This is a genomic window from Parabacteroides caecihominis (assembly GCF_023656785.1).
Taxonomy (GTDB): domain Bacteria; phylum Bacteroidota; class Bacteroidia; order Bacteroidales; family Tannerellaceae; genus Parabacteroides; species Parabacteroides segnis.
In genome coordinates this window covers 140,698-161,044 of the sequence record NZ_JAMOKS010000003.1, presented here as the reverse complement: position 1 = coordinate 161,044, position 20,347 = coordinate 140,698, and the positions used below count along the sequence as shown (strand labels likewise).

Annotated in this window: 19 protein-coding genes; 12 read left to right on the top strand and 7 right to left on the bottom strand. The window is 43.9% G+C overall.

From position 1 onward, the window contains the following. Positions 1 to 70 precede the first annotated feature (70 nt). Together NBH14_RS03245 and NBH14_RS03240 are read right to left on the bottom strand one after the other, a co-directional pair. Complete coding sequence (locus NBH14_RS03245) at positions 71 to 568, bottom strand: cupin domain-containing protein (RefSeq protein ID WP_128133792.1); 498 nt, start codon at positions 566 to 568, stop codon at positions 71 to 73. Positions 569 to 701: 133 nt separating this feature from the next. Further along, positions 702 to 1,211: a transcriptional regulator gene (locus tag NBH14_RS03240; RefSeq protein WP_250817131.1), complete on the bottom strand. Its 510-nt coding sequence runs from the start codon at positions 1,209 to 1,211 to the stop codon at positions 702 to 704. Between the two features lie 165 nt (positions 1,212 to 1,376). Between NBH14_RS03240 and NBH14_RS03235 the strand changes: the two genes are divergently transcribed. The 4 genes from NBH14_RS03235 (at position 1,377) to NBH14_RS03220 (ending at position 5,168) form a co-directional block, all read left to right on the top strand. Then, the gene (locus NBH14_RS03235) at positions 1,377 to 2,288 is read left to right on the top strand and encodes a helix-turn-helix domain-containing protein (RefSeq protein ID WP_128133791.1); all 912 of its coding nucleotides are present in this window, start codon (positions 1,377 to 1,379) and stop codon (positions 2,286 to 2,288) included. 276 nt (positions 2,289 to 2,564) lie between these two features. Beyond that, positions 2,565 to 2,945: an HU family DNA-binding protein gene (locus NBH14_RS03230; RefSeq protein WP_128133790.1), complete on the top strand. Its 381-nt coding sequence runs from the start codon at positions 2,565 to 2,567 to the stop codon at positions 2,943 to 2,945. 4 nt (positions 2,946 to 2,949) lie between these two features. Further along, positions 2,950 to 4,749: a DEAD/DEAH box helicase family protein gene (locus NBH14_RS03225; protein ID WP_046147542.1), complete on the top strand. Its 1,800-nt coding sequence runs from the start codon at positions 2,950 to 2,952 to the stop codon at positions 4,747 to 4,749. Between the two features lie 86 nt (positions 4,750 to 4,835). Further along, the gene (locus tag NBH14_RS03220) at positions 4,836 to 5,168 is read left to right on the top strand and encodes a hypothetical protein (protein WP_010800136.1); all 333 of its coding nucleotides are present in this window, start codon (positions 4,836 to 4,838) and stop codon (positions 5,166 to 5,168) included. Between the two features lie 516 nt (positions 5,169 to 5,684). On the opposite strand, the gene guaA (NBH14_RS03215) is transcribed toward NBH14_RS03220, so the two are convergent. Next, entirely contained in the window at positions 5,685 to 6,992 is a 1,308-nt protein-coding gene (gene guaA / locus NBH14_RS03215) for a glutamine-hydrolyzing GMP synthase (RefSeq protein ID WP_186958768.1), read from the bottom strand. 52 nt (positions 6,993 to 7,044) lie between these two features. Continuing rightward, positions 7,045 to 8,565 (bottom strand): glutamine-hydrolyzing GMP synthase, encoded by a 1,521-nt coding sequence (gene guaA / locus NBH14_RS03210; protein ID WP_186958769.1) that lies wholly within the window; start codon positions 8,563 to 8,565, stop codon positions 7,045 to 7,047. 290 nt (positions 8,566 to 8,855) lie between these two features. On the opposite strand from guaA (NBH14_RS03210), the gene NBH14_RS03205 reads away from it, so the two are divergent. The 7 genes from NBH14_RS03205 to NBH14_RS03175 all read left to right on the top strand — a co-directional run bounded on the left by NBH14_RS03205 (position 8,856) and on the right by NBH14_RS03175 (position 16,381). Further along, a complete protein-coding gene (locus NBH14_RS03205) occupies positions 8,856 to 9,761 on the top strand; it encodes a DUF8429 coiled-coil domain-containing protein (protein WP_250817129.1) in 906 nt (301 codons plus the stop codon). Positions 9,762 to 9,764: 3 nt separating this feature from the next. Then, positions 9,765 to 10,358: a Crp/Fnr family transcriptional regulator gene (locus NBH14_RS03200; protein ID WP_128133788.1), complete on the top strand. Its 594-nt coding sequence runs from the start codon at positions 9,765 to 9,767 to the stop codon at positions 10,356 to 10,358. 192 nt (positions 10,359 to 10,550) lie between these two features. Beyond that, the gene (locus NBH14_RS03195) at positions 10,551 to 11,942 is read left to right on the top strand and encodes a TolC family protein (protein WP_128133787.1); all 1,392 of its coding nucleotides are present in this window, start codon (positions 10,551 to 10,553) and stop codon (positions 11,940 to 11,942) included. A 21-nt stretch (positions 11,943 to 11,963) separates the two neighbouring features. After that, a complete protein-coding gene (locus NBH14_RS03190) occupies positions 11,964 to 12,977 on the top strand; it encodes an HlyD family secretion protein (RefSeq protein WP_186958770.1) in 1,014 nt (337 codons plus the stop codon). Further along, positions 12,974 to 14,152 (top strand): ABC transporter permease, encoded by a 1,179-nt coding sequence (locus NBH14_RS03185; RefSeq protein WP_128133786.1) that lies wholly within the window; start codon positions 12,974 to 12,976, stop codon positions 14,150 to 14,152. Before NBH14_RS03190 ends, NBH14_RS03185 begins: the two co-directional genes overlap by 4 nt. An 11-nt stretch (positions 14,153 to 14,163) precedes the next feature. Then, a complete protein-coding gene (locus NBH14_RS03180; RefSeq protein WP_128133785.1) occupies positions 14,164 to 15,417 on the top strand; it encodes an ABC transporter permease in 1,254 nt (417 codons plus the stop codon). A 97-nt stretch (positions 15,418 to 15,514) separates the two neighbouring features. Next, positions 15,515 to 16,381, top strand: coding sequence for a sugar phosphate isomerase/epimerase family protein (locus NBH14_RS03175; RefSeq protein WP_128133784.1), 867 nt, complete (start codon positions 15,515 to 15,517; stop codon positions 16,379 to 16,381). A gap of 85 nt (positions 16,382 to 16,466) precedes the next feature. On the opposite strand, the gene NBH14_RS03170 is transcribed toward NBH14_RS03175, so the two are convergent. Beyond that, positions 16,467 to 17,195: an inorganic diphosphatase gene (locus tag NBH14_RS03170; RefSeq protein WP_128133783.1), complete on the bottom strand. Its 729-nt coding sequence runs from the start codon at positions 17,193 to 17,195 to the stop codon at positions 16,467 to 16,469. Between the two features lie 118 nt (positions 17,196 to 17,313). On the opposite strand from NBH14_RS03170, the gene NBH14_RS03165 reads away from it, so the two are divergent. Next, entirely contained in the window at positions 17,314 to 17,919 is a 606-nt protein-coding gene (locus tag NBH14_RS03165; RefSeq protein ID WP_128133782.1) for a hypothetical protein, read from the top strand. Between the two features lie 83 nt (positions 17,920 to 18,002). Here the strand turns inward: NBH14_RS03165 and NBH14_RS03160 are convergent, their stop codons facing one another. Together NBH14_RS03160 and NBH14_RS03155 are read right to left on the bottom strand one after the other, a co-directional pair. After that, entirely contained in the window at positions 18,003 to 19,346 is a 1,344-nt protein-coding gene (locus tag NBH14_RS03160; RefSeq protein ID WP_007657737.1) for a glucose-6-phosphate isomerase, read from the bottom strand. Between the two features lie 2 nt (positions 19,347 to 19,348). Continuing rightward, positions 19,349 to 20,344 (bottom strand): NAD(P)H-dependent glycerol-3-phosphate dehydrogenase, encoded by a 996-nt coding sequence (locus tag NBH14_RS03155; RefSeq protein WP_007657739.1) that lies wholly within the window; start codon positions 20,342 to 20,344, stop codon positions 19,349 to 19,351. Positions 20,345 to 20,347 lie beyond the last annotated feature (3 nt).

Below are 20,347 nucleotides of genomic sequence, written 5' to 3'. Positions count from 1 at the left end.
TTTATTTTCATGCAACCATTCAGCCAATAAATCGGCTATCTTGACATTATTAAGATCGGACATCATACTATTATTCTTTATAATCATTATATTCTTCATCTGTCACCGGATCATACCATTCGGTCGCACCCAGTGAAACCTTTGTGTTGATGGCAATATGTGTAAACCCGCTGTCGGGGGCCGCACCGTGCCAATGTTTCACATCAGGAGCAATAGCTATAACATCTCCGGGTTTAAGAACCTGAATCGGTTTCCATTTTTCCTGATAATATCCTTTACCGGCAGTCGCAATCAGAATCTGGCCTCCCGGATGTGAATGCCAGCTGTTACGGGCTGACGGTTCAAATATGACATCGGACACTACCACGTCAAATGTTTTGCTGTCGGTCATCAGACGTTGCAGATAAGCCGTTCCATTGAAATTTACTCCTTCTATGGCATTTCCCTTCGGAAATATCGCCGTCACCAAAGATGTATCGGCAGTTGCAGTTGCCGTTTTATCGGCTTGTTTGGAAGTGCAGGCGCTTAATATGGCAACCCACAGCACTAATATACTTATTTTCTTCATATTGGATATTTATTTGAGGGGTTATTTATTTCTACTTTTATTTATCTGGTACAAAATTACCTGATATAAACCATCCGGAACAGGCATAAATTACTGATTCATGTATAATTATTACTGATATGAGTAAATGTGTCTAGTTTGCCTGATTACAAAAGCGCACGCAGTAATTGAGTAGCAACTCGATATGCGAAGCGATGATCGATGCGCTGTGGCGGTCGATGGCATGATGCAATTCAGCCCTGATCTTTTGGAGACTGTCCGATATGATCTGTTGCTCATGTTCTGATAGCGGTCCCCGGCAGCGGCAACGTGTCGGATAACTATCGATACGTCCCTCTAATGATGTCTCATATAACAGATCGGGATGGAATATAATACCCGTATAGCCATTGGTCGAACGATGTTCGAGCGATGGGATTTCTACCATTTCTCCGGGATGAATGAGGCGGAGTTTGTCTTTTCCGGAATATTGATTTCCGTCTAACGTTACATAATACAAAAGTCCGTAAAAATCACACGTCATACGAATATCGCGGTTCAGATTTGCGTTCGACAGGTCAATTATACTAATCAACGGATGCAAGGTTTCCCGCCCCGTCAATTTGTTAAACTGATCGATCGTCATAAATTCCCTATTATTCATTTATTCTGTTGTCATTTAATTATTATTTAGCATACTACAAAATTACCGTGTCCGAAAAGATTCTATATGATACGAATTACGGATATACGTATAATTATTACTGATCGGATCTTATAACTCACAGATATTTATTACATTTGTCGAAAACATAAATCACGAACCGGCATGGATAAAATCATAAAACTGAATACGGTTAAAGACTATAATGACTTTCTGGGTATCGAAACACCGCATCCGTTGGTCAGTGTGATCGATGCGTCAAAGATCAGTCCGTTACGTCATGTACGTAAGAATATTGGTTTTTACGTCGTTTACCTGAAAGATATTCAATGTGCCGATCAGATCAAATACGGAAGGAATTATTATGATTTTCAGGAAAATACCCTGGTGTTTGCTGCTCCCGGACAAGTGATCGGCAATGACGATACAGGAGAAGAATTTCAGCCAATGGGATGGTGGCTGACCTTTCAGCCCGAATTATTGCACGGCACACATCTCGGACATCATATGCAGGACTACACTTTCTTTTCCTACGCCGTAAATGAAGCGTTGCATCTCTCAAAGCAGGAACGCCAGACCATAATAGATTGCATGATGAAGATCGACGAGGAGATCAGGGAGGCGAAGGACAAACACAGTAATTTAATTATTTCTTCGGCCATCGAGTTGTTGCTTAACTATTGTGTCAGGTTCTATGACCGGCAATTCATCACTCGTAAGAAGGCAAATAAAGATACGTTGACCGATTTCGAAAAGTTACTGAATGACTATTTTACGTCCGGAAAACCTTTATCCATAGGAACTCCTACCGTTGCTTATTGTGCGGATCAGTTGCATTTGTCTGCTAATTATTTCGGTGACTTAATCAAGAAAGAAACCGGAACGTCCGCCCAGGAATATATTTTGGTAAAAACAATGGCTGTTGCAAAAGAACTATTAGCCGATCCGTCAAAGTCGATCAGTGACGTTGCTTATGCGTTGGGTTATCAATATCCCCAATATTTCAGCAAAGCCTTCAAACGGGTTATCGGATGTTCACCGAATGAGTATAGGACATCGGCTAAGGTATTGTCTTGAGTTTTATGGATAGAAGAGGTACGGAGAGTACCCTATAACCCTTAACCTCAAAAGCTATAGTATCTAACCCCAAAAGCTTAATACTTTAACGGCAAAGCCTATTACTTTTGCAAACTATCACCTCGGTGACGTTCCAGCATCATCCCGATGATATTTCATTGTCACCGGGATGACAATTCGGATAGCCGCCTTTTTTCATAACTAATTGCCGGGAACCGTCTTTTTCTCGATTATATATCCTATCTTTGGAAAAGTAACTTTAAGCAATACAAAACAATGGCTGTAAAATATAGACTACGCAAACGCCCGACCAATCTCTCCAAAGATATCGAAGATGGTTTCTATCCGCAGGTGATCCGTTCGGACAATGTCGATTCAAAAGGATTGGCTTCTTATGTGACCGGTGATCATGGATTCCGCAGTGCCGCCATGCTCGGAGCAATCGAACAAATCAAAGAAGGAATCATCAGCCTGCTGGAGGACGGCAACAGCGTGTCGATCAGCGGATTGGGAACATTTACTTTGACGGCACAGTCGAGGCTGGTGAAAGATCCCAAAGAGATACGTGCCGGATCTATCTCCGTGAAAGATGTCGTGTTTAAAGTTTCACCCGAACTCATGCAACGCCTGAAGTCTGTACAATTTGAAAGGGAATAATGTGATGATACGTACCGTTAAACTGGATATCCGGAAAGGGGAGTATCTGTCGGATGCCCTTCGCCGCCACGGAAAAGAAAATATACCGACACGGGTGATACTGAACAAGGTATTGCCCGGATTGGGAGCTACCTATTGCGAGATCATGTCTCCCCGTTCCTCTATTATCATCGAACCGAACGTGCCGGTGATCGTCGGGAAGATGGAGAAACATAAGAACCTGCTGGGTATTTACCGCGGTGTCAAGACCGATGAGGTGGCGCGCCATATCCGCAAATATCCCGGCTGCTGCAAGATCATGGTGACACCCGAAAGTTTCTGGAAGGTAAAGCAGGCGATGGAGGATGAAGGTGTCGATATGTATAAGGACTTTTTCATGTTGTTCGACGAATGCGAGAAGATTATCCAGGATAACGATTTCCGCGAGACGATAGAGGCGCCACTCGACGACTTTTTTCTTTTCCGGCAGATGGCATTTGTCAGTGCCACGCCAATCCTGCCCCGCGATCCGAGATTTGAGGAACATGGTTTCACCGAACTACGTATCGAGCCGGCTTATCCGTATCGCAAGCCGCTCCGTCTGATTACGACCAATAATGTGGTGGAAGCGTTGGCGGAAGTGCTGCCCGAATGTAAGAGTAAAGTTTGTATCTTCGTCAATTCCATCGATACGATCGAATCGCTTTATAAGGATATGGCGGAGTTGCAAAATTCTGCTACTTTTTGCAGTACCCAGGGCATTGCGAAGCTGAGGCATGTAAAAGACCGGAGCATGCATGACCGGATCGAAGAGTTGAAACGGTATAACTTCTTCACCAGCCGTTTCTTTTCGGCGGTCGATATTGATGTGCGATGTAAACCGGATATCATCCTGCTTTCCGACCTTTACGGAGCGGAGCAGTCGGTGATCGATCCGCGGACGGAAGCGATACAGATTGCCGGCCGTTTCCGTAACGGTTTTCGCAGCCTGACGCATATAACCAGTATCAAGCCTTCGCTGGAGGCAATGAATGCGTCGGAGGTGGACGAGTGGCTGGAGAGTGCCCGGCTGGCCATGACGGAGATCAGGGAAAAGAGTAAAAAGGATAAGCGGCGCGGATACCGGGAGACGTATATGGAGGCAGCCGTCAATCTTACCTATCAGCAGTATGTCTATCAGAATGGAAAGGATAATTATTTCCGGCAGGATAATTTCCGTGAGCAGGAACGGGTAAAGAGCTTGTACCGCTCGGCGGACAGTTTGTTCAATGCCTACCGGGATGTCCCGTTTTTTGAGGTGACGCATGAAGACAAACAATATCCGTTGACCGACAACGACCGTCTGGCCCGTCATCGGCAGACCAGTCGTAAACAGCGTCGTATATTTCTCCTCGAGCAGTTCGAACGGATCGCTTACCTGCGTTTCTCTCCCGACGAGAAAGACCAGGACCGTTACAGCCGTTACCTGGCGCGTATCCTTTCTTCCGAATACGATTGCATGTTCCATGAATGTTATCTCCGCAAAGGTGCTGATTATATCCGGAGCGTCGACTTCAAAGACAGCGAAATCAAACGGGCAGTAGAGGAAGCCGGTACCACTGTCTTCCGTAAAAAGCAGCAACTGAAGGAGATCGTGGAGAAGCAGTTCCGGGTAGGAGAGACCTATTCGCGTTCAGATTTGTCTGTAATCCTGACGGCTGCTTATCGCAAAGTCGGTCTGCCTGTTAATAAACGGGTGAGTGCTACGCAGTTAAAAGATTATTTCGAAATAAAAGAAGTGAATATTACTTCCGGACGTTTCCTGAAGATTGTTGGGAAAAAGTAGAGGGGAGAAGCTGGATTAAAAATTGTCAGACGTGTGAATAATAAAGGAATATCTCTATCTTTGTAAAGAAATAAATAGATTATAGCATGAAGAAAGCTAAACCATATTCACAGCCAGATCCAACAGTGGAAAATGTATCAGAGCCTGTTGCCGTTTATGTAAATGCTCGTGAGGCTATACTAAAAATGGAAGCAGTGGAAGCAATTATGGGCCTTCAGGGTGAGGAACTATTGGACAAAGCCTTGCGTTATTTGCGTGCTCTTAGTAATTCGGTTTCAGTGTGTGTTGAATTGGAAGAAGAGGAGACTTATATGGTACATGAATCTGTTATTGACGGTTTGAGAGAATTAGGAGAACGAAAAGCCGGGCATATCCAGGGCAAACAGAAAACTCTTCAGGATTTAATCGATGAACTTTAAAATCATACAATATCCGGAAGATACGTATGCGCATTTGTTCTAAGAATAAGGGAAAAAGTGGAGGTGCCAGGGTTATTACTTATTTAATAAAAACATCTTTAGATGAAGGTGTAATCAATTTGGTTACTATTTATGATAAAAGTGATCGGGAGTCTATATCCATAAAGGAGATAAACTCATTATTAGTGAAATGTAACCTGCTTTGATCTTTATTGGAGTGATATAAAAATTACAAATGTTAATTATGACAAACTCGAGAGCGAAAGTAGGTACTTTTTACCCCTGGTTGTAAGCTGTTTTCTTTGTAATCTCCTGGAAATGAGCTATGACAAACTTTTTGCTGCCCCCTATAAAACAAAGAAAATATATTTGTCATTACAAGGCTATGAATGATTGTCTATATCGGATAATATTCGTTCGATTGTTTTTTGTAGAGGAGGAAGGTTGCTATAAATAATATAAAAAGGAGTTGCATTCCTTGACACAACTCCTTTTCATATTATTAAATCCTATATCTTATTCCCACTCAATAGTCGCATTGGGTTTCGGAGACATGTCGTAGCAAACGCGGTTTACGTTCTTTACTTCTTTCAGGATACGGTCGGTGATTTTCATCAGGATAGGCCAGTCTACCGGTTCGATGGTGGCTGTCATGGCGTCTACGGTGTTGACAGCGCGGATGATAACAGGCCAGTCGAAAGAACGGGCATTATCCCGTACGCCAACCGATTTGAAATCAGGAACAACAGTGAAATATTGCCATACCTTCTTGTCCAATCCGGCAAGCTGGAACTCTTCGCGTAAGATGGCATCAGCTTCACGAACGGCTTCCAGTCTGTCACGGGTGATAGCTCCCAGACAACGTACACCTAGTCCGGGACCAGGGAACGGCTGACGGTAAACCATTTCATAAGGCAAGCCCAGTTCCAGACCGCAGGCACGAACCTCGTCTTTGAATAACTGACGCAGCGGTTCAACCAGTTCGAACTTCAGGTCTTCGGGCAGACCGCCTACATTGTGATGAGATTTTACCATCTTGGCAGTCTTTGTACCGCTTTCCACGATATCCGGATAGATCGTACCTTGTGCTAAGAAATCGATACCATCCAGTTGACGAGCTTCCTCTTCGAAAACACGAATAAATTCGCCACCGATAATCTTACGTTTTTCTTCCGGATCGGCAACTCCTGCCAGTTTATCCAGAAAACGGTCGGTAACATCTTTATATATCAGGTTCGCATTCAACTGATTTTTGAATACTTCCACTACATCTTCCGATTCACCTTTGCGCATCAGACCATGGTTTACATGTACGCAAACCAGTTTATCGCCGATCGCTTTCAGAAGCAAGGCAGCCACAACGGAACTGTCAACTCCGCCTGACAGGGCCAGCAGGACTTTCTTATCGCCTACCTGACGTCTGACAAGTTCGATCTGGTCGTTGACAAAGTTTGTCATATTCCAGTTTGCTTCCGCTTTGCAGGTGTCGAAAACGAAAGATTTCACAGCCGCTTTGATAGCTTCTATATCGTCGGTGAATTCACCCAGTTTTACTTCACATAATGCTTTGTTGTGGCCGGCAGCCATTACGGGGATACCCAGCGAGTAAATACCCGGATTTACATCGATGGCAATACCGTCGATCACATTGTTCGGACCACCGTTGATGATAATACCTTTTACGTTCGGCAGTGCTTTCAGTTCCTCTACTGTGATGTCGTGAGGATAAATTTCACTGTAAACACCCAATGCACGGATTGCTCTTGCCAATACCGTATTTTCATGACTTCCCAGGTCTAAAATAACGATCATATCTTGTTTCATCGTATTCCTCCTAAAATTATTAAGTTAATTAGATTATCCTTCTTGTGATTTTTTATTCCCACTCTATAGTTGCTGGTGGCTTGGAACTGATGTCGTACACAACGCGGTTCACACCTTTTACCTTATTGATGATCTCGTTGGATACTTTTGCCAGAAACTCGTAAGGCAGTTGTGCCCAGTCGGCTGTCATGGCATCGGTAGAAGTTACGGCACGCAGGGCAACGGTATTTTCATAGGTACGTTCGTCACCCATAACACCGACCGACTGGATAGGAAGCAGGATGACTCCGGCTTGCCAGATCTTGTCGTATAAACCCCATTCGCGCATCAGCGACATATAAATATCATCGGCATCCTGAAGGATACGTACTTTTTCCGGCGTGATATCGCCTAAGATACGGATACCCAGACCAGGACCGGGGAACGGATGGCGTTTGATCAGATGCGGCTGCATACCCAGTTCGATACCGACACGGCGAACCTCATCCTTGAAAAGAAGGCGAAGCGGCTCAACCAGTTTCAGCTTCATCGTATCAGGCAGTCCGCCTACATTATGATGACTCTTGATGACTGTTCCGGTGATGGATAAAGACTCGATAACGTCTGGATAGATCGTACCTTGTCCCAGCCATTTGATATCTTTCAGCTTATGAGCTTCTTCATCGAACACGTCGATGAAACCTTTGCCGATGATCTTACGTTTTTGTTCCGGCTCGGTAACTCCCGCTAATGCTTTATAGAATTTATCTTTTGCGTTTACTCCGATCACGTTCAACCCCAGGTGTTCGTAATCTTTCATTACGTTTTCGAACTCATTCTTACGCAGCAAACCATGGTCTACGAAGATACAGGTCAGGTTTTTGCCGATCGCCTTGTTCAGCAATACAGCTGTAACGGAAGAGTCTACGCCGCCCGATAAGGCCAGAATCACTTTATCGTTACCCAATTGCTCTTTCAGTTCTGCAACCGTCGATTCGATGAAAGAAGCCGGTGTCCAGTCTTTGGCGCATCCGCAGATATTCAGGAAATTGTCTAATAACTTTGTACCGTCTGTAGAGTGGAATACTTCCGGATGGAACTGTACGCCCCAGGTCTGTTCGCCTTCTACATGATAAGCTGCCGCTTTTACATCGTCGGTGCTGGCGATCACTTTGAAGTTATCCGGCAATACAGTGATTGTATCTCCATGAGACATCCAGATCTGAGAGCCGGTGTCGATGCCTTTCAATAGAGGATCTTCATTATTAATGTAGGATAGATTGGCTCGTCCGTATTCACGTGAGTTGGCCGGTTCTACATTGCCTCCGGATGTATAAGCCAGAAACTGAGCCCCGTAACAAATACCTAAAACCGGATACTTTCCACGAATCTCGCTCAGGTCTGCCTTGAAAGCATTTTCGTCGTAAACGGAGTAAGGACTTCCTGAAAGGATTACCCCTTTCACATCGGTTGCATCATGCGGAAATTTGTTGTAGGGAAGGATCTCGCAATACATGTTTAACTCTCTGACCCTGCGGCCAATCAATTGAGTTGTTTGCGAGCCGAAATCAAGAATAATAAGTTTCTCGTGCATGCAGTGTTATTATTTAATTGAGTGGCGCAAAGGTAGTAATTTTATTTAGAAAATTGGTAAGGCACTTCCTATATATAGGTGAATCTGCCGGACGATTTCAATATATTTCTTATGATTTCACAAAAGTTTCAATTAGATAGAATCTTTGTTTCTCTGATATGAAACTATAATGGCATCATATTGGTTGAAAAGAATGATTTAGTTCTTAAAAAATGTATAAACAGACAGGATATGTTTTAATACATCTGATTAAACATTACCTTTGTACGTTCATTTTTAGAAGGAACCGTATGGATACAGAAAAGAAAGAAACGAAGGAAATAAATAAACTCTCATTATTAATCATGGCGGTAGTCGTGTTGATACTGATTATCGCTGGTGCAGGTTACTATATTTATCAGCAGAAACAGCAGATGAATGATTTGGTTGAGGCTTATGACCTGGATAAGCAAACGCTTGAAGATGAGTTTAATGAGTTGTCTATGCAATATGAAGGATATGAATTCAAGGTAGGCAATGACTCCCTGATGAACCTGTTATCCACAGAACAGGCAAAGGTTCAGCGCCTGATGGAAGAACTCCGTACGGTGAAGGCGACAAATACCAAAGAAATTGCCCGTTTGAAGAAAGAACTGGAAACGCTTCGTAAGATCATGCGTAATTATGTTGTTCAGATCGACTCTTTGAACAGAGCGAACGAACAGTTGCAGGTAGAAAAGAAAGAAGCCGTTCAGAAATACCAGCGTGCCACATCACAAGCTGCTACCCTGAAGAAAGAAAAAGAAAAATTATCCGAACGTGTTACTATGGCAAGCCGCCTGGATGCTACCGGTATCACGGTTACTCCGGTCAATTCGCGTGGAAAGCTGGCAAAGAAGATCAAACGTATGGAACGTTTCGTAGTCGATTTCCGCATCGCAAAGAATATTACCGCTCCCGTTGGTGAGAAGACTGTATATGTACGTATTATGAAACCGGACGATGATGTGCTGGTAAAGAGCCGTGCCGATGTTTTCCCCTTTGAAGGAAAGGATATCAACTACTCGATGAAGAAACAGATCGAATATGACGGGGAAGAATATCCCGTTACCATGTATTGGGATATCGAAGAATTCCTTTCTCCGGGAACTTACCGTGTAGATATTTTTATTGACGGAAACCTGATCGGAAAGAGAAACTTCACGTTGGAAGATTAACGAATGGAAACAGACGACCACTTAGCGAAGCTTTTAGCGGATCTCCCGGAATCTCTGGCCCGCGACGAAGTTTTTGTGAGTGAACTGAAGAATATCACTACAGTGGTTGCTGTCGATAAAGGGGATTACCTGCTTCGTACCGGTGAGATTTGCCAGGATGCCTACTTCATCAATAAAGGACTATTCATTAATTTATATGTAAGCGAAAAAGGCGATGAATGCGTAACCGGCTTTTCATCCGACTATCAATATCCTTTTCTGTCCGCTATCGGTTATTTTACCCAGGCACCTTCCGAGTTCGAGATTAAGGCGCTCGAAGCCGGTGAACTGCTAAAACTATCGCGCACCCATATCGAAGACCTTTCTCTGCGTTATCCGTTATTTGCATCGTATTACCAGAATGCGATGCTGACTATCATATCAAAACTTTATTCTATGTTTGCCATCCGCCAGTCGTGCACGGCTGAAGAATTTATCAAATACCTTTACAATCACTACATGTGGATTATGCAGCGTGTACCCGACAAATATATTGCCCAATATATGGGAATCAGCAATGCTTGGTACTGCAAGCTGAAAAAGCGCATCTTTAATTGAATTAATTCAATTTTATATTTAAACTAAACCAGTACTTTTGCACCGATAAATCGTACTTTTGTTTGTGTACGAAGAATATAGGTTTGTCGAATATAAACAATAGGAGATAACCGGTTGTTTTTTATTTAGATAAAGGTGATAAGTTGTTTTAGTGGTTAAAATAAAGTCTCCGGATGAAAAAACAATAAAAAGATGAAACGGATTATTGTATTAGTAGGATTGTTGGTCTGTTCTGGTTATGCAAGTTCCCAACAGACTTTGACATTGGAAGAATGTCGAAACTTAGCTATTCAGAATAATAAGGAATTACAGATGTCCGGCGAAAAGGTAAAGGCGGCCAATGAAGAACGCAAAGCGGCTTTTACTAAATATTTTCCGCAGCTTTCCGCCATGGGAGGATATATGTGGAATCAGAAAGATATCAATCTGCTGGATATGGACGCTTTGAGTGCCAAACTCGGTTCCGCCCTGGGACCGCTTGCCCAACTTCCTGTTTTCGGACAACTAATGGGAGGAATTGACGATGTGCAACATCTGGATGTGCAGAATATCTGGGTGGGAGGCGTTTCGCTGGTTCAACCGGTCTTTATGGGAGGAAAAATTGTCTCCTATAATCAGATTACCAAATATGCCCGTGAATTGGCCGAATCGATGAACGACCTCCAGTTGCAGGAAGTCATTTATAAAACCGATGAAACTTACTGGCAGGTGATTTCGCTGGTCAATAAGAAAAAGCTGGCCGACGCGTATGTCGGGTTACTCCGGAAGATGGACAGTGACGTGACAGCCATGATTGCCGAAGGAGTTGCCACCCAGGCAGACGGACTGTCGGTAAAGGTAAAGCTGAATGAGGCGGAAATGGCGCAGACGAAAGTGGATAACGGTCTGGCTTTGTCGCGTATGCTGCTCTCCCAGATTTGCGGTTTACCATTGGATGAACCTTTGGCGCTGGCAGATGAAAATATAGAGAACTTCCCCGTCCATTCCAGTGACGCTACCGCAAATGTGAATGAAGCGTTTGCTAACCGCGATGAGCTGAAAAGCCTAGAACTGGCAGCTAAGATTTATCAGAAGAAAGAACGGATAGTCTTGGCGGACATGTTACCCAATGTGGCTTTGTCGGCAAACTATCTGGTAACGAACCCGAATGCTTTCAATGGGTTTAAGAATGAATTTGCCGGAATGTTTAATGTCGGTGTGATGATGAAAGTACCTTTGTCCGGTTGGTGGGAGGGTACTTATAAAAGGAACTCCGCCCGTGCTGAAACACGTATCCAGATGTTGCAACTGATGGAAGCCCGTGAAAAGGTCGAGTTGCAGGTCAATCAATCCGTTTATAAAGTGAATGAAGCCAATAAGAAACTGACCGCTTCTTCACGGAATATGGAGAATGCGGAGGAGAACCTTCGCCATGCCAATCTGGGTTTTGAAGAAGGTGTTATTCCGGCCTTAAACCTGATGGAAGCTCAAACGGCTTGGGTATCGGCGCGTTCCAGTCTGATTGACGCTCAGATAGAAGTGAAATTAACGGAAGTTTACCTGTCGAAGGCAATGGGTAAACTGTCGATAGATAAACAGAAGTAATAACAATAAAAATATACAAAGATGAACGAGAATAAAAAGTTTTCGATCAGCAACATGATGTTGGCATTTATCACGGTATTGGTCGTGATTGGATTAGTCGCATTGACCGGTTTCTTTTTGCTTACTCCTCCCGACGATATTATTATGGGGCAGGCTGAAGCCAATCAGGTTCGTATTTCCGGAAAAGTACCCGGACGAATCGAAATGTATCGTTTTGATGAAGGAGATAAGGTAAAAGCCGGTGATACATTGGTGTATCTGAATACACCGGAAGTTCTGGCAAAACTGCAACAGGCGGAGGCCGTTCAAAAGGCTGCCGAAGCACAGAATGCCAAAGCGATCAAAGGAGCCCGTGCACAGGAAATAGCCGGTGCTTACGAGATGTGGCAGAAGGCGCAAGCAGGTTTGGAGATTGCCAAAAAATCATATACCCGTGTTCAGAACTTATATGACAAGGGAGTCATGTCTGCTCAGAAAAGAGATGAGGCCGAGGCAAACTATAAAGCGATGGTCGCTACCGAAAAAGCGGCTAAGTCGCAGTATGATATGGCTCGGGATGGTGCCCGTTCGGAAGATAAGGCTGCTGCGGCTGCCCTGGTTCAACAGGCCGGCGGTGCTGTTGCCGAAGTGGAATCTTATTTGAAAGAGTCGGCTTTGGTTTCACCTATCGACGGAGAGGTATCCGAACGTTTCCCACAAGTGGGAGAATTGGTCGGTACAGGTGCACCGATTATGAATATCACTGACCTGAACGATATGTGGGTGTCATTCAGTGTTCGTGAAGACCTGTTGAAGGATATCAAGATCGGTTCGGAACTGAATGCTTTTATTCCGGCACTCGACAATAAGCCGGTAAAGCTGAAAGTATATTATATGAAGGACATGGGTTCGTATGCCGCCTGGAAAGCTACAAAGACAACCGGACAATTCGATTCGAAGACCTTTGAAGTCCGTGCCCGTCCGCAGGAAAAAATAGCAGACTTACGTCCCGGGATGTCTGTCGTAATGAAGAAAAAAGGAAACGAAATATTATGACATTGAAGCAGAGTTTACATAGTATCTGGAATGTGGCGAAGCGGGAGATACACCGGCTGACATCGAAGCCGATCTATTTCTTCTGTATGCTGATCGCTCCGGCTCTCTGTGTCGTCTTCTTCCTGTCACTGATGCAAGATGGCTTGCCAACCAATCTGCCGATTGCCGTGGTCGATATGGATGGTTCAGCCACTTCCCGTAACCTGATCCGGCAGTTGGATGCTTTTGAACAGACGGAGGTTGTTTATAAGACCGCTACGTTCGATGATGCACGCCGGGAGATGCAAAAAGGAAACATATACGGTATTTTTTATATACCGAAGAACTTTGCAGTGGAGGCAACAACGGGAAAACAACCTACATTGTCTTTCTATACGAACGGTACTTATCTGATTGCAGCCTCCCTGCTTTTTAGGGATATGAAGACCATGTCTGTCCTGGCTGGCGCTTCGGTCGGCTTGCAGACCGGACTGGCGAAAGGATATACGACCGACCAGATTATGGGACAGCTTCAGCCGGTAGTAGTGGATACTCATGCGATCGGTAATCCCTGGCTGAACTATTCCGTCTATCTGAATAATACGATTTTGCCGGGCGTGCTTCAGTTGATGATCTTCCTGGTGACGGTGTTCAGCATCGGTACAGAGATAAAATATTCGACCGCCCGCCAGTGGTTGCAGACGGGAGGGAACTCATTGACGACCAGTCTGCTGGGAAAATTACTCCCGCAAACTGTTATTTTCACCATTGTGGCGTTGATGTGTTGTGCCGCTTTGTACGGTTTCAATGCTTTTCCGCTGAATAGTGGTTGGATGCCGATGATATCGGCAATGATCCTGTTGGTGCTGGCTTCGCAGGCTGTCGGTGTGTTTATGATCGGCGTGTTGCCAACTTTGCGTTTGGGATTGAGTTTTGCCAGTTTGTTCGGTATGATTGCTTTCTCTATTGTTGGATTTTCTTTTCCCGTGTTAGGGATGGATCCGACTTTGCAGGCATTGAGCGACCTGTTCCCGCTTCGTCACTATTTTCTGATTTATGTGGATCAGGCGTTGAACGGCAGGGATTTGTTCTATTCATGGAGTGAATATGTCTGGTTGGCTGGCTTCCTTATCTTACCGTTCTTGATAGGAAAGAATCTGAAGAATGCGTTGCTGTACTTTAAGTATATTCCGTAAAACTGAAAGTAATGAAAAGAGAACATCGTTTACGATATATAATCAAAGAAGGTATACTGGATACCTTTTTTATCTGGAAGGATGAATTGAAGAACGTCTTCAAGGATTCGGGAGTCATGATCTTTTTCTTTCTGGTCCCATTCATCTATCCGCTTTTGTATGCGTTTATCTATAACAATGAGGTGGTTCACAATGCCAAGATGGTGGTGGTGGACCAGTCGGATTCTTATCTGAGTCGCGAATATATCCGTAAAGTAGATGCAACGGCAGATGTAAAGGTTGTTGCCGTCTGTTCGGATATGGAAGAGGCAAAACGGATGATGGATGCGAAAGAAGCATACGGAATCCTGTATTTCCCCAGTGAGTTCAGCAAAAATATACATAAAGGAAAGCAGGCGACAGTTTCGCTTTATTGTGATATGAGTGCTTTGTTGTTTTATAAAGCCTTCTTGTTGGCAACGACTGAAGTTTCGCTCGAGATAGGAAAAGAACTGCGGGCGCAGAATAATCCGTCGTCGACGATAGAACAGGAAAAGATAACGATCAATCCTATTCCGTATGAATCGGTAGCCTTGTTCAATTCGCAGAACGGGTTTGCCAGCTTCCTTGTGCCGGCTATCCTTATTCTGGTTATCCAGCAGACGCTTATTCTGGGTATCGGTATGTTGGGAGGAACGGCACGCGAAAAGAACCGTTTCCACAGTTTGGTTCCGGTAAGCCGTCATTTTAATGGAACGTTGCGTATCGTGTTCGGCAAGTCGCTTACTTATATATTGTTATATATAGTCGTTTGTATCTGGGCATTAGGGGTGGTTCCGAAATTATTTTCATTGCCGCAGGTGGGAGAGCCGTGGACTGTTATGTTGTTTGTTCTGCCTTATCTGTTCGCGTCCATCTTTTTGTCGATGACTTTGTCCGGTTTTATGACAAGCCGTGAGTCGCCGATGCTGGTCTTTGTCTTTACTTCGGTCATTCTGTTGTTTATCTCCGGCGTGTCCTGGCCTAAAGAGGCAATACCTCCGTTCTGGAAAGCGGTCGGTTATCTGTTCCCCTCCACATCGGGAATACAGGGATTTATCCGTATCAATACGGCAGGAGCCTCCTTGAATGAAGTGGCTCACGAATACCATACGCTTTGGATACAGGCCGGTATCTATTTTATTACAGCCTGTGCTATTTACAGGTATCAGATTATGCGTAGCCGAAAATTGATAATAAAACAATATCGATACATGAAGATGCAGCGAATGTTAAGGCAAAAGTAATTTATCTTTTCATTGATTTTAACGAAATAATGTTAGAATCCATCGAATATAGTCTTACTTTTGTACAAATTCTCAATCAAACTTAATTTTTAGTACTATGCAGAACAGACGTGACTTTTTAAAGCAAGCCTCAATGTTGCTTGCAGGAGGTTTAGTTGCACCTCAGTTGTTATCTTCTTGTGCCGAAAAGAAACATATCGGTTTACAGTTATATTCTTTGAGAGACCTTGTAAAAGATGAAGGCATTCAAAAGGTGTTGGAAACAGCGTCTAAAATAGGATATACCAATCTGGAAACAGCCGGTTATGACAATGGTAAAATTTATGGTTTAGCTCCTGCTGAATTTAAGAAAATGTGTAACGACCTGGGTATGAAATGTACCAGCGCCCATCTGGGACAGGAGTTTACTAAAGAAAAGGAAGCGGAAGTAATGAGTTGGTGGGATAAGGCGATTGCCGCTCACAACGAATTAGGGGTTAAATATATGGTTCAGCCCTGGATGCCGGTAAACGATCAGACTACTTTGGATGACTTGAAGATGTATTGCGATTATTTCAATACGGTTGGTTATAAGACTGCCGCTGCCAGTATCGCATTCGGTTATCATAACCATGCTTTCGAATTCCGTAAAATCGACGATAAGTTGATTTACGACTTCCTGTTGGATAACGTAAGTCCGAATCACGTATTCTTCCAGATGGACGTTTATTGGGTAAAAGAAGGTGGTGCAGATCCTGTTGCCTATCTAAAATCCCGTCCGAGCCAGTTCAAGACAATCCATATTAAGGATGACATGGAAATCGGTGCCAGCGGTAAGATTGACTTCAAACCGATCTTCGACCAGATGTATGCAAACAATGTAAGAGACTGGTACGTTGAAGTGGAACAATATACAAACAATGATCCTGTAGCCAGCTGTAAAGAAAGTTTCGACTTCCTGAACAAGGCGGAGTATGTAAAGTAAACGATTATAAGATAATTATTCATAGCAAAAGCGATACTTACGGTTTTCTGTAGGTATCGCTTTATTTTTTATATGGAAATAGAATCTATCCTATACACCTCATAATATTATCCCAGTCTTTTGCCAGGCTTGCCATATCCGGATATAGTAAATCGGCGCCTGCATCCAATAACACCTTGTCGGGGAGGGGACCGGTATTGACTGCAATCGTGAAGATGCCTGCTGCAACACCGGCTTCGACACCCATCGGGGCGTTTTCTACGACAAATGCTTCGTTGGCACGGACTCCGGCTTTTTGCAAGCCCATCAGATAAGGTTCGGGATGAGGTTTGCCGTATTTTACGTCAAAAGCCGTAACCATCTTTTCGCGGGTAAAACAGCCGGGATAGGTATGTTCTAACTTGTTAATCAGGCTGTGCTGGCCGGAGCCGGTCACGACTAATGTTTGTAGTCCGGTCGCTTTAACGGCAGCCAGTACTTCTGCGGCGCCTGTCATTGCTTTACCATCATTATATTTATTGAAAAGTGTTGCTTTCTCTTCATATAGTTCCCGTTTTTCCTCATCGGTCGCATCACGCTGAAAGGTACGTTGGTACAATTCGTTGATCGTACTGTCACCGGTACGGCCTTCAAACATGTAAAAGTCTTCCTCTTTAGCCTGGAGCTGATGATGTATCGCTGTTTCGTTCCAGGCACGGGCATGAAAACGCATGGAGTCGTATAAGACACCATCCATATCGAAAAGTACAGCTTTGGGAGAAAGAGAGTTTTGCTTAGTCCTAAGCAGATAGCGGTTGATAGCTTCTTGTATCATTTTATTTATATCCTTAATAATCTTTGCAAAGTTACGAAATTTCTTATACTTATTTCCTATCTTTGATGTGAACAACCCGTAAAACTGGGTATGGTAATAACAATAAAAACTGATGAGTATGAAGAAGATTTTACTAGTATTAGCGATGATGCTGTTCGTTGTCTGCTTTCAGAGCAAGGCCCAGGACTGGACCGACTTGCAGCATGAAGTTTCTTTGAGTTATGGTGGTCTTCCGGCAGCTGACCTGTTGCATCATTATGAGAATTACTTTGACCCTTCTGCCGAATCGGTCAATTTATATGATGATAAAGGTAAGTTTGGTGCATTGAATATCAGTTATATCTTTTATCCGGATGAAGAATGGGGAATCGGGTTGGTTTATTCTTATACAAACAGCGATAAGCGTATTATTGCCAATGAGAAGATTGTCGGCGATTTCGTAAGTTCTTTTCATTCCATCTGTCCCTCATTTAAGTATAACTGGTATAATTATAACTTTATTACATTATATTCCCGTTTGAATGCAGGTGTAGCCATTGCAACAGCTAAAGCCTCTTTTATAAACGACGAGAACAAACCGGATGAAGAAACAAAGGTTAAGGCATTTTTTATGTATCAGGTTTCTCCTATCGGTATCGAATTAGGACGCCAGATTGCAGGTTTTGTAGAAGTCGGCTTCGGCCACATGGGAACGGCAATGGCGGGGATACGGTATAGAATGTAAAATCAGTTGACAGTTGACAGTTAGGCTTCGCGAAACCACTCGGCTGAAAGCCGAAATAACTGTCAACTGTTATCTGTCAACTATTATAGTTTTTTGCGGATTGCTTCGCTTTCCTTTTCATATCCCGGCTTGTTCAGCAGCGCGAACATGTTCTTTTTGTATGCTTCGACACCCGGTTGGTCGAACGGATTAACGCCCAGCATATAACCACTGATTCCACAGGCTTTCTCGAAGAAGTAGAACAACTGGCCGATGTAATAAGCATTTACTTCCGGCATCGTGATTTTGATGTTTGGAACACCACCGTCTACGTGTGCCAGCTGAGTACCCAGTTCTGCCATCTTATTTACTTCGTCTACACGTTTTCCGGCAAGGAAGTTCAGACCGTCCAGGTTGGCTTCGTCTGTCGGGACTTCAACTTTGTGTGAAGGAGTTTCAACAGAGATGACTGTTTCGAAGATGATGCGTTCGCCTTCCTGAATCCATTGGCCCATTGAGTGAAGGTCGGTTGTCAGGTCGACAGAAGCCGGGAAAATACCTTTTCCGTCTTTACCTTCGCTTTCGCCGTACAGCTGTTTCCACCATTCGCCGATGTAATGAAGTTTCGGATGGAAGTTGGCAAGGATTTCAATCTTCTTGCCGCTCTTATATAATTCGTTGCGGGTTGCTGCATAGATAGCCGACAGGTTTTCATTGAAAGGAATTTCAATACCTGTAGCCTTCTCCATAGATACGGCACCGGCAACCAGGTCGCGGATACTGATACCTGCCACTGCAATAGGCAGCAAACCGACCGGAGTCAGTACGGAGAAACGTCCGCCTACATTATCAGGAATGATAAATGTCTTGTAACCTTCCTGGTCTGCCAATGTGCGAAGGGCACCTCTTTTGGCATCAGTAATGGCAACAATACGATGTTTTGCTTCTTCCTTGCCGACTGCATCTTCCAGTTGCTTCTTCAGCATACGGAATGCCAGGGCAGGCTCTGTTGTTGTTCCCGATTTGGATATGTTAATCAGACCGAATTGTTTACCTTTCAGTATTTCACACAGTTCATACAGATAATCTTCACCGATATTCTGTCCGGCATAGAGAACAACCGGGTTCTTACGGTCAGACTGCAACCAGTCGAAGCTGTTGTTCAATGCTTCGACAACGGCTTTTGTGCCGAGATAGCTTCCGCCGATACCGATGGCAACGACAACTTCACATTTAGAACGAAGCACGTTGGCCGTGTTCTCGATGTCTGTTAATTCGGCATCCGTGATAGAAGAGGGGAGATGTAACCAACCCAGAAAATCGTTACCAGCTCCGTTTCCGTTATGTAAAGTGGCAATACATTCGTTTGCCTTGGCTTCCTGTGCGTAAACCTGTTCTTTTGTAACAGCGCCCAGTGCTTTGTCAATGTTAATACTGATGTTTTTCATACCTACTTAAATGTTTCTGTCAACTGCCGTATAACGGTAGTCGGCGATTTTCTTTCATATAATATATCGTATAAGGCGTCCAGAATCGGCATGTTTACCTTATACTTTTCATTTATCTCGTGGATACATTTGGTTCCGTAATATCCTTCGGCAATCATTTCCATTTCCAGTTGGGCAATCTTGACGGAATATCCTTTTCCAATCATCGTCCCGAACGTACGGTTACGGCTGAAACGGGAATAAGCTGTCACCAGCAGGTCTCCCAGATAAACAGAGTCGGTTACGTCGCGTTCCAGGCTGTGTACGGAATTGAGGAAATTACGCATTTCTTCGATTGCATTACAGATAAATACTGCCAGGAAGTTGTCTCCATATTTCATCCCGTGACAGATACCGGCAACAATCGCATATACATTCTTTAAAACAGAAGCATATTCTATTCCTCTAACATCTTTACAACAATAGTTGTTCAGATATTGATTCTGGAATACATGGGCGACGGCACGTGCATTATCGATATTGGAACAGGCTAATGTAATATAGGAAAGACGTTCGAGCGCAATCTCTTCCGCATGACACGGACCGCCGATTACTGCGATGTTTTCCATAGGAACATTATAATATTCCGTGAAATAGTCGGCAATCAGCATGTTCTCGTCCGGTACAATCCCCTTGATGGCCGAGATGATGAATTTGTCATTCAGCGGGGTCGTCACCTTCATTAAATGTTGTTTCAGGAACGGAGATGGAGTCGCAAAGATTAGCGTATCGGAATCGCTAATCGCATCGTTTATATCCGTGTAGAATTTTATTTTGTCCGTATCGAACTTTACGGCAGACAGATAACTGGGGTTATGTCCTGTCTTTAAAAAGTCGTCAACCTGGTCCTGCCGGCGCATATACCAGTTAATACTATCCTGTGTAGAAAGTACAATCTTGGCTAAGGCGGTAGCCCAGCTACCACCTCCCATTATTGCAATTTTACCGGGTAATTTCATAGC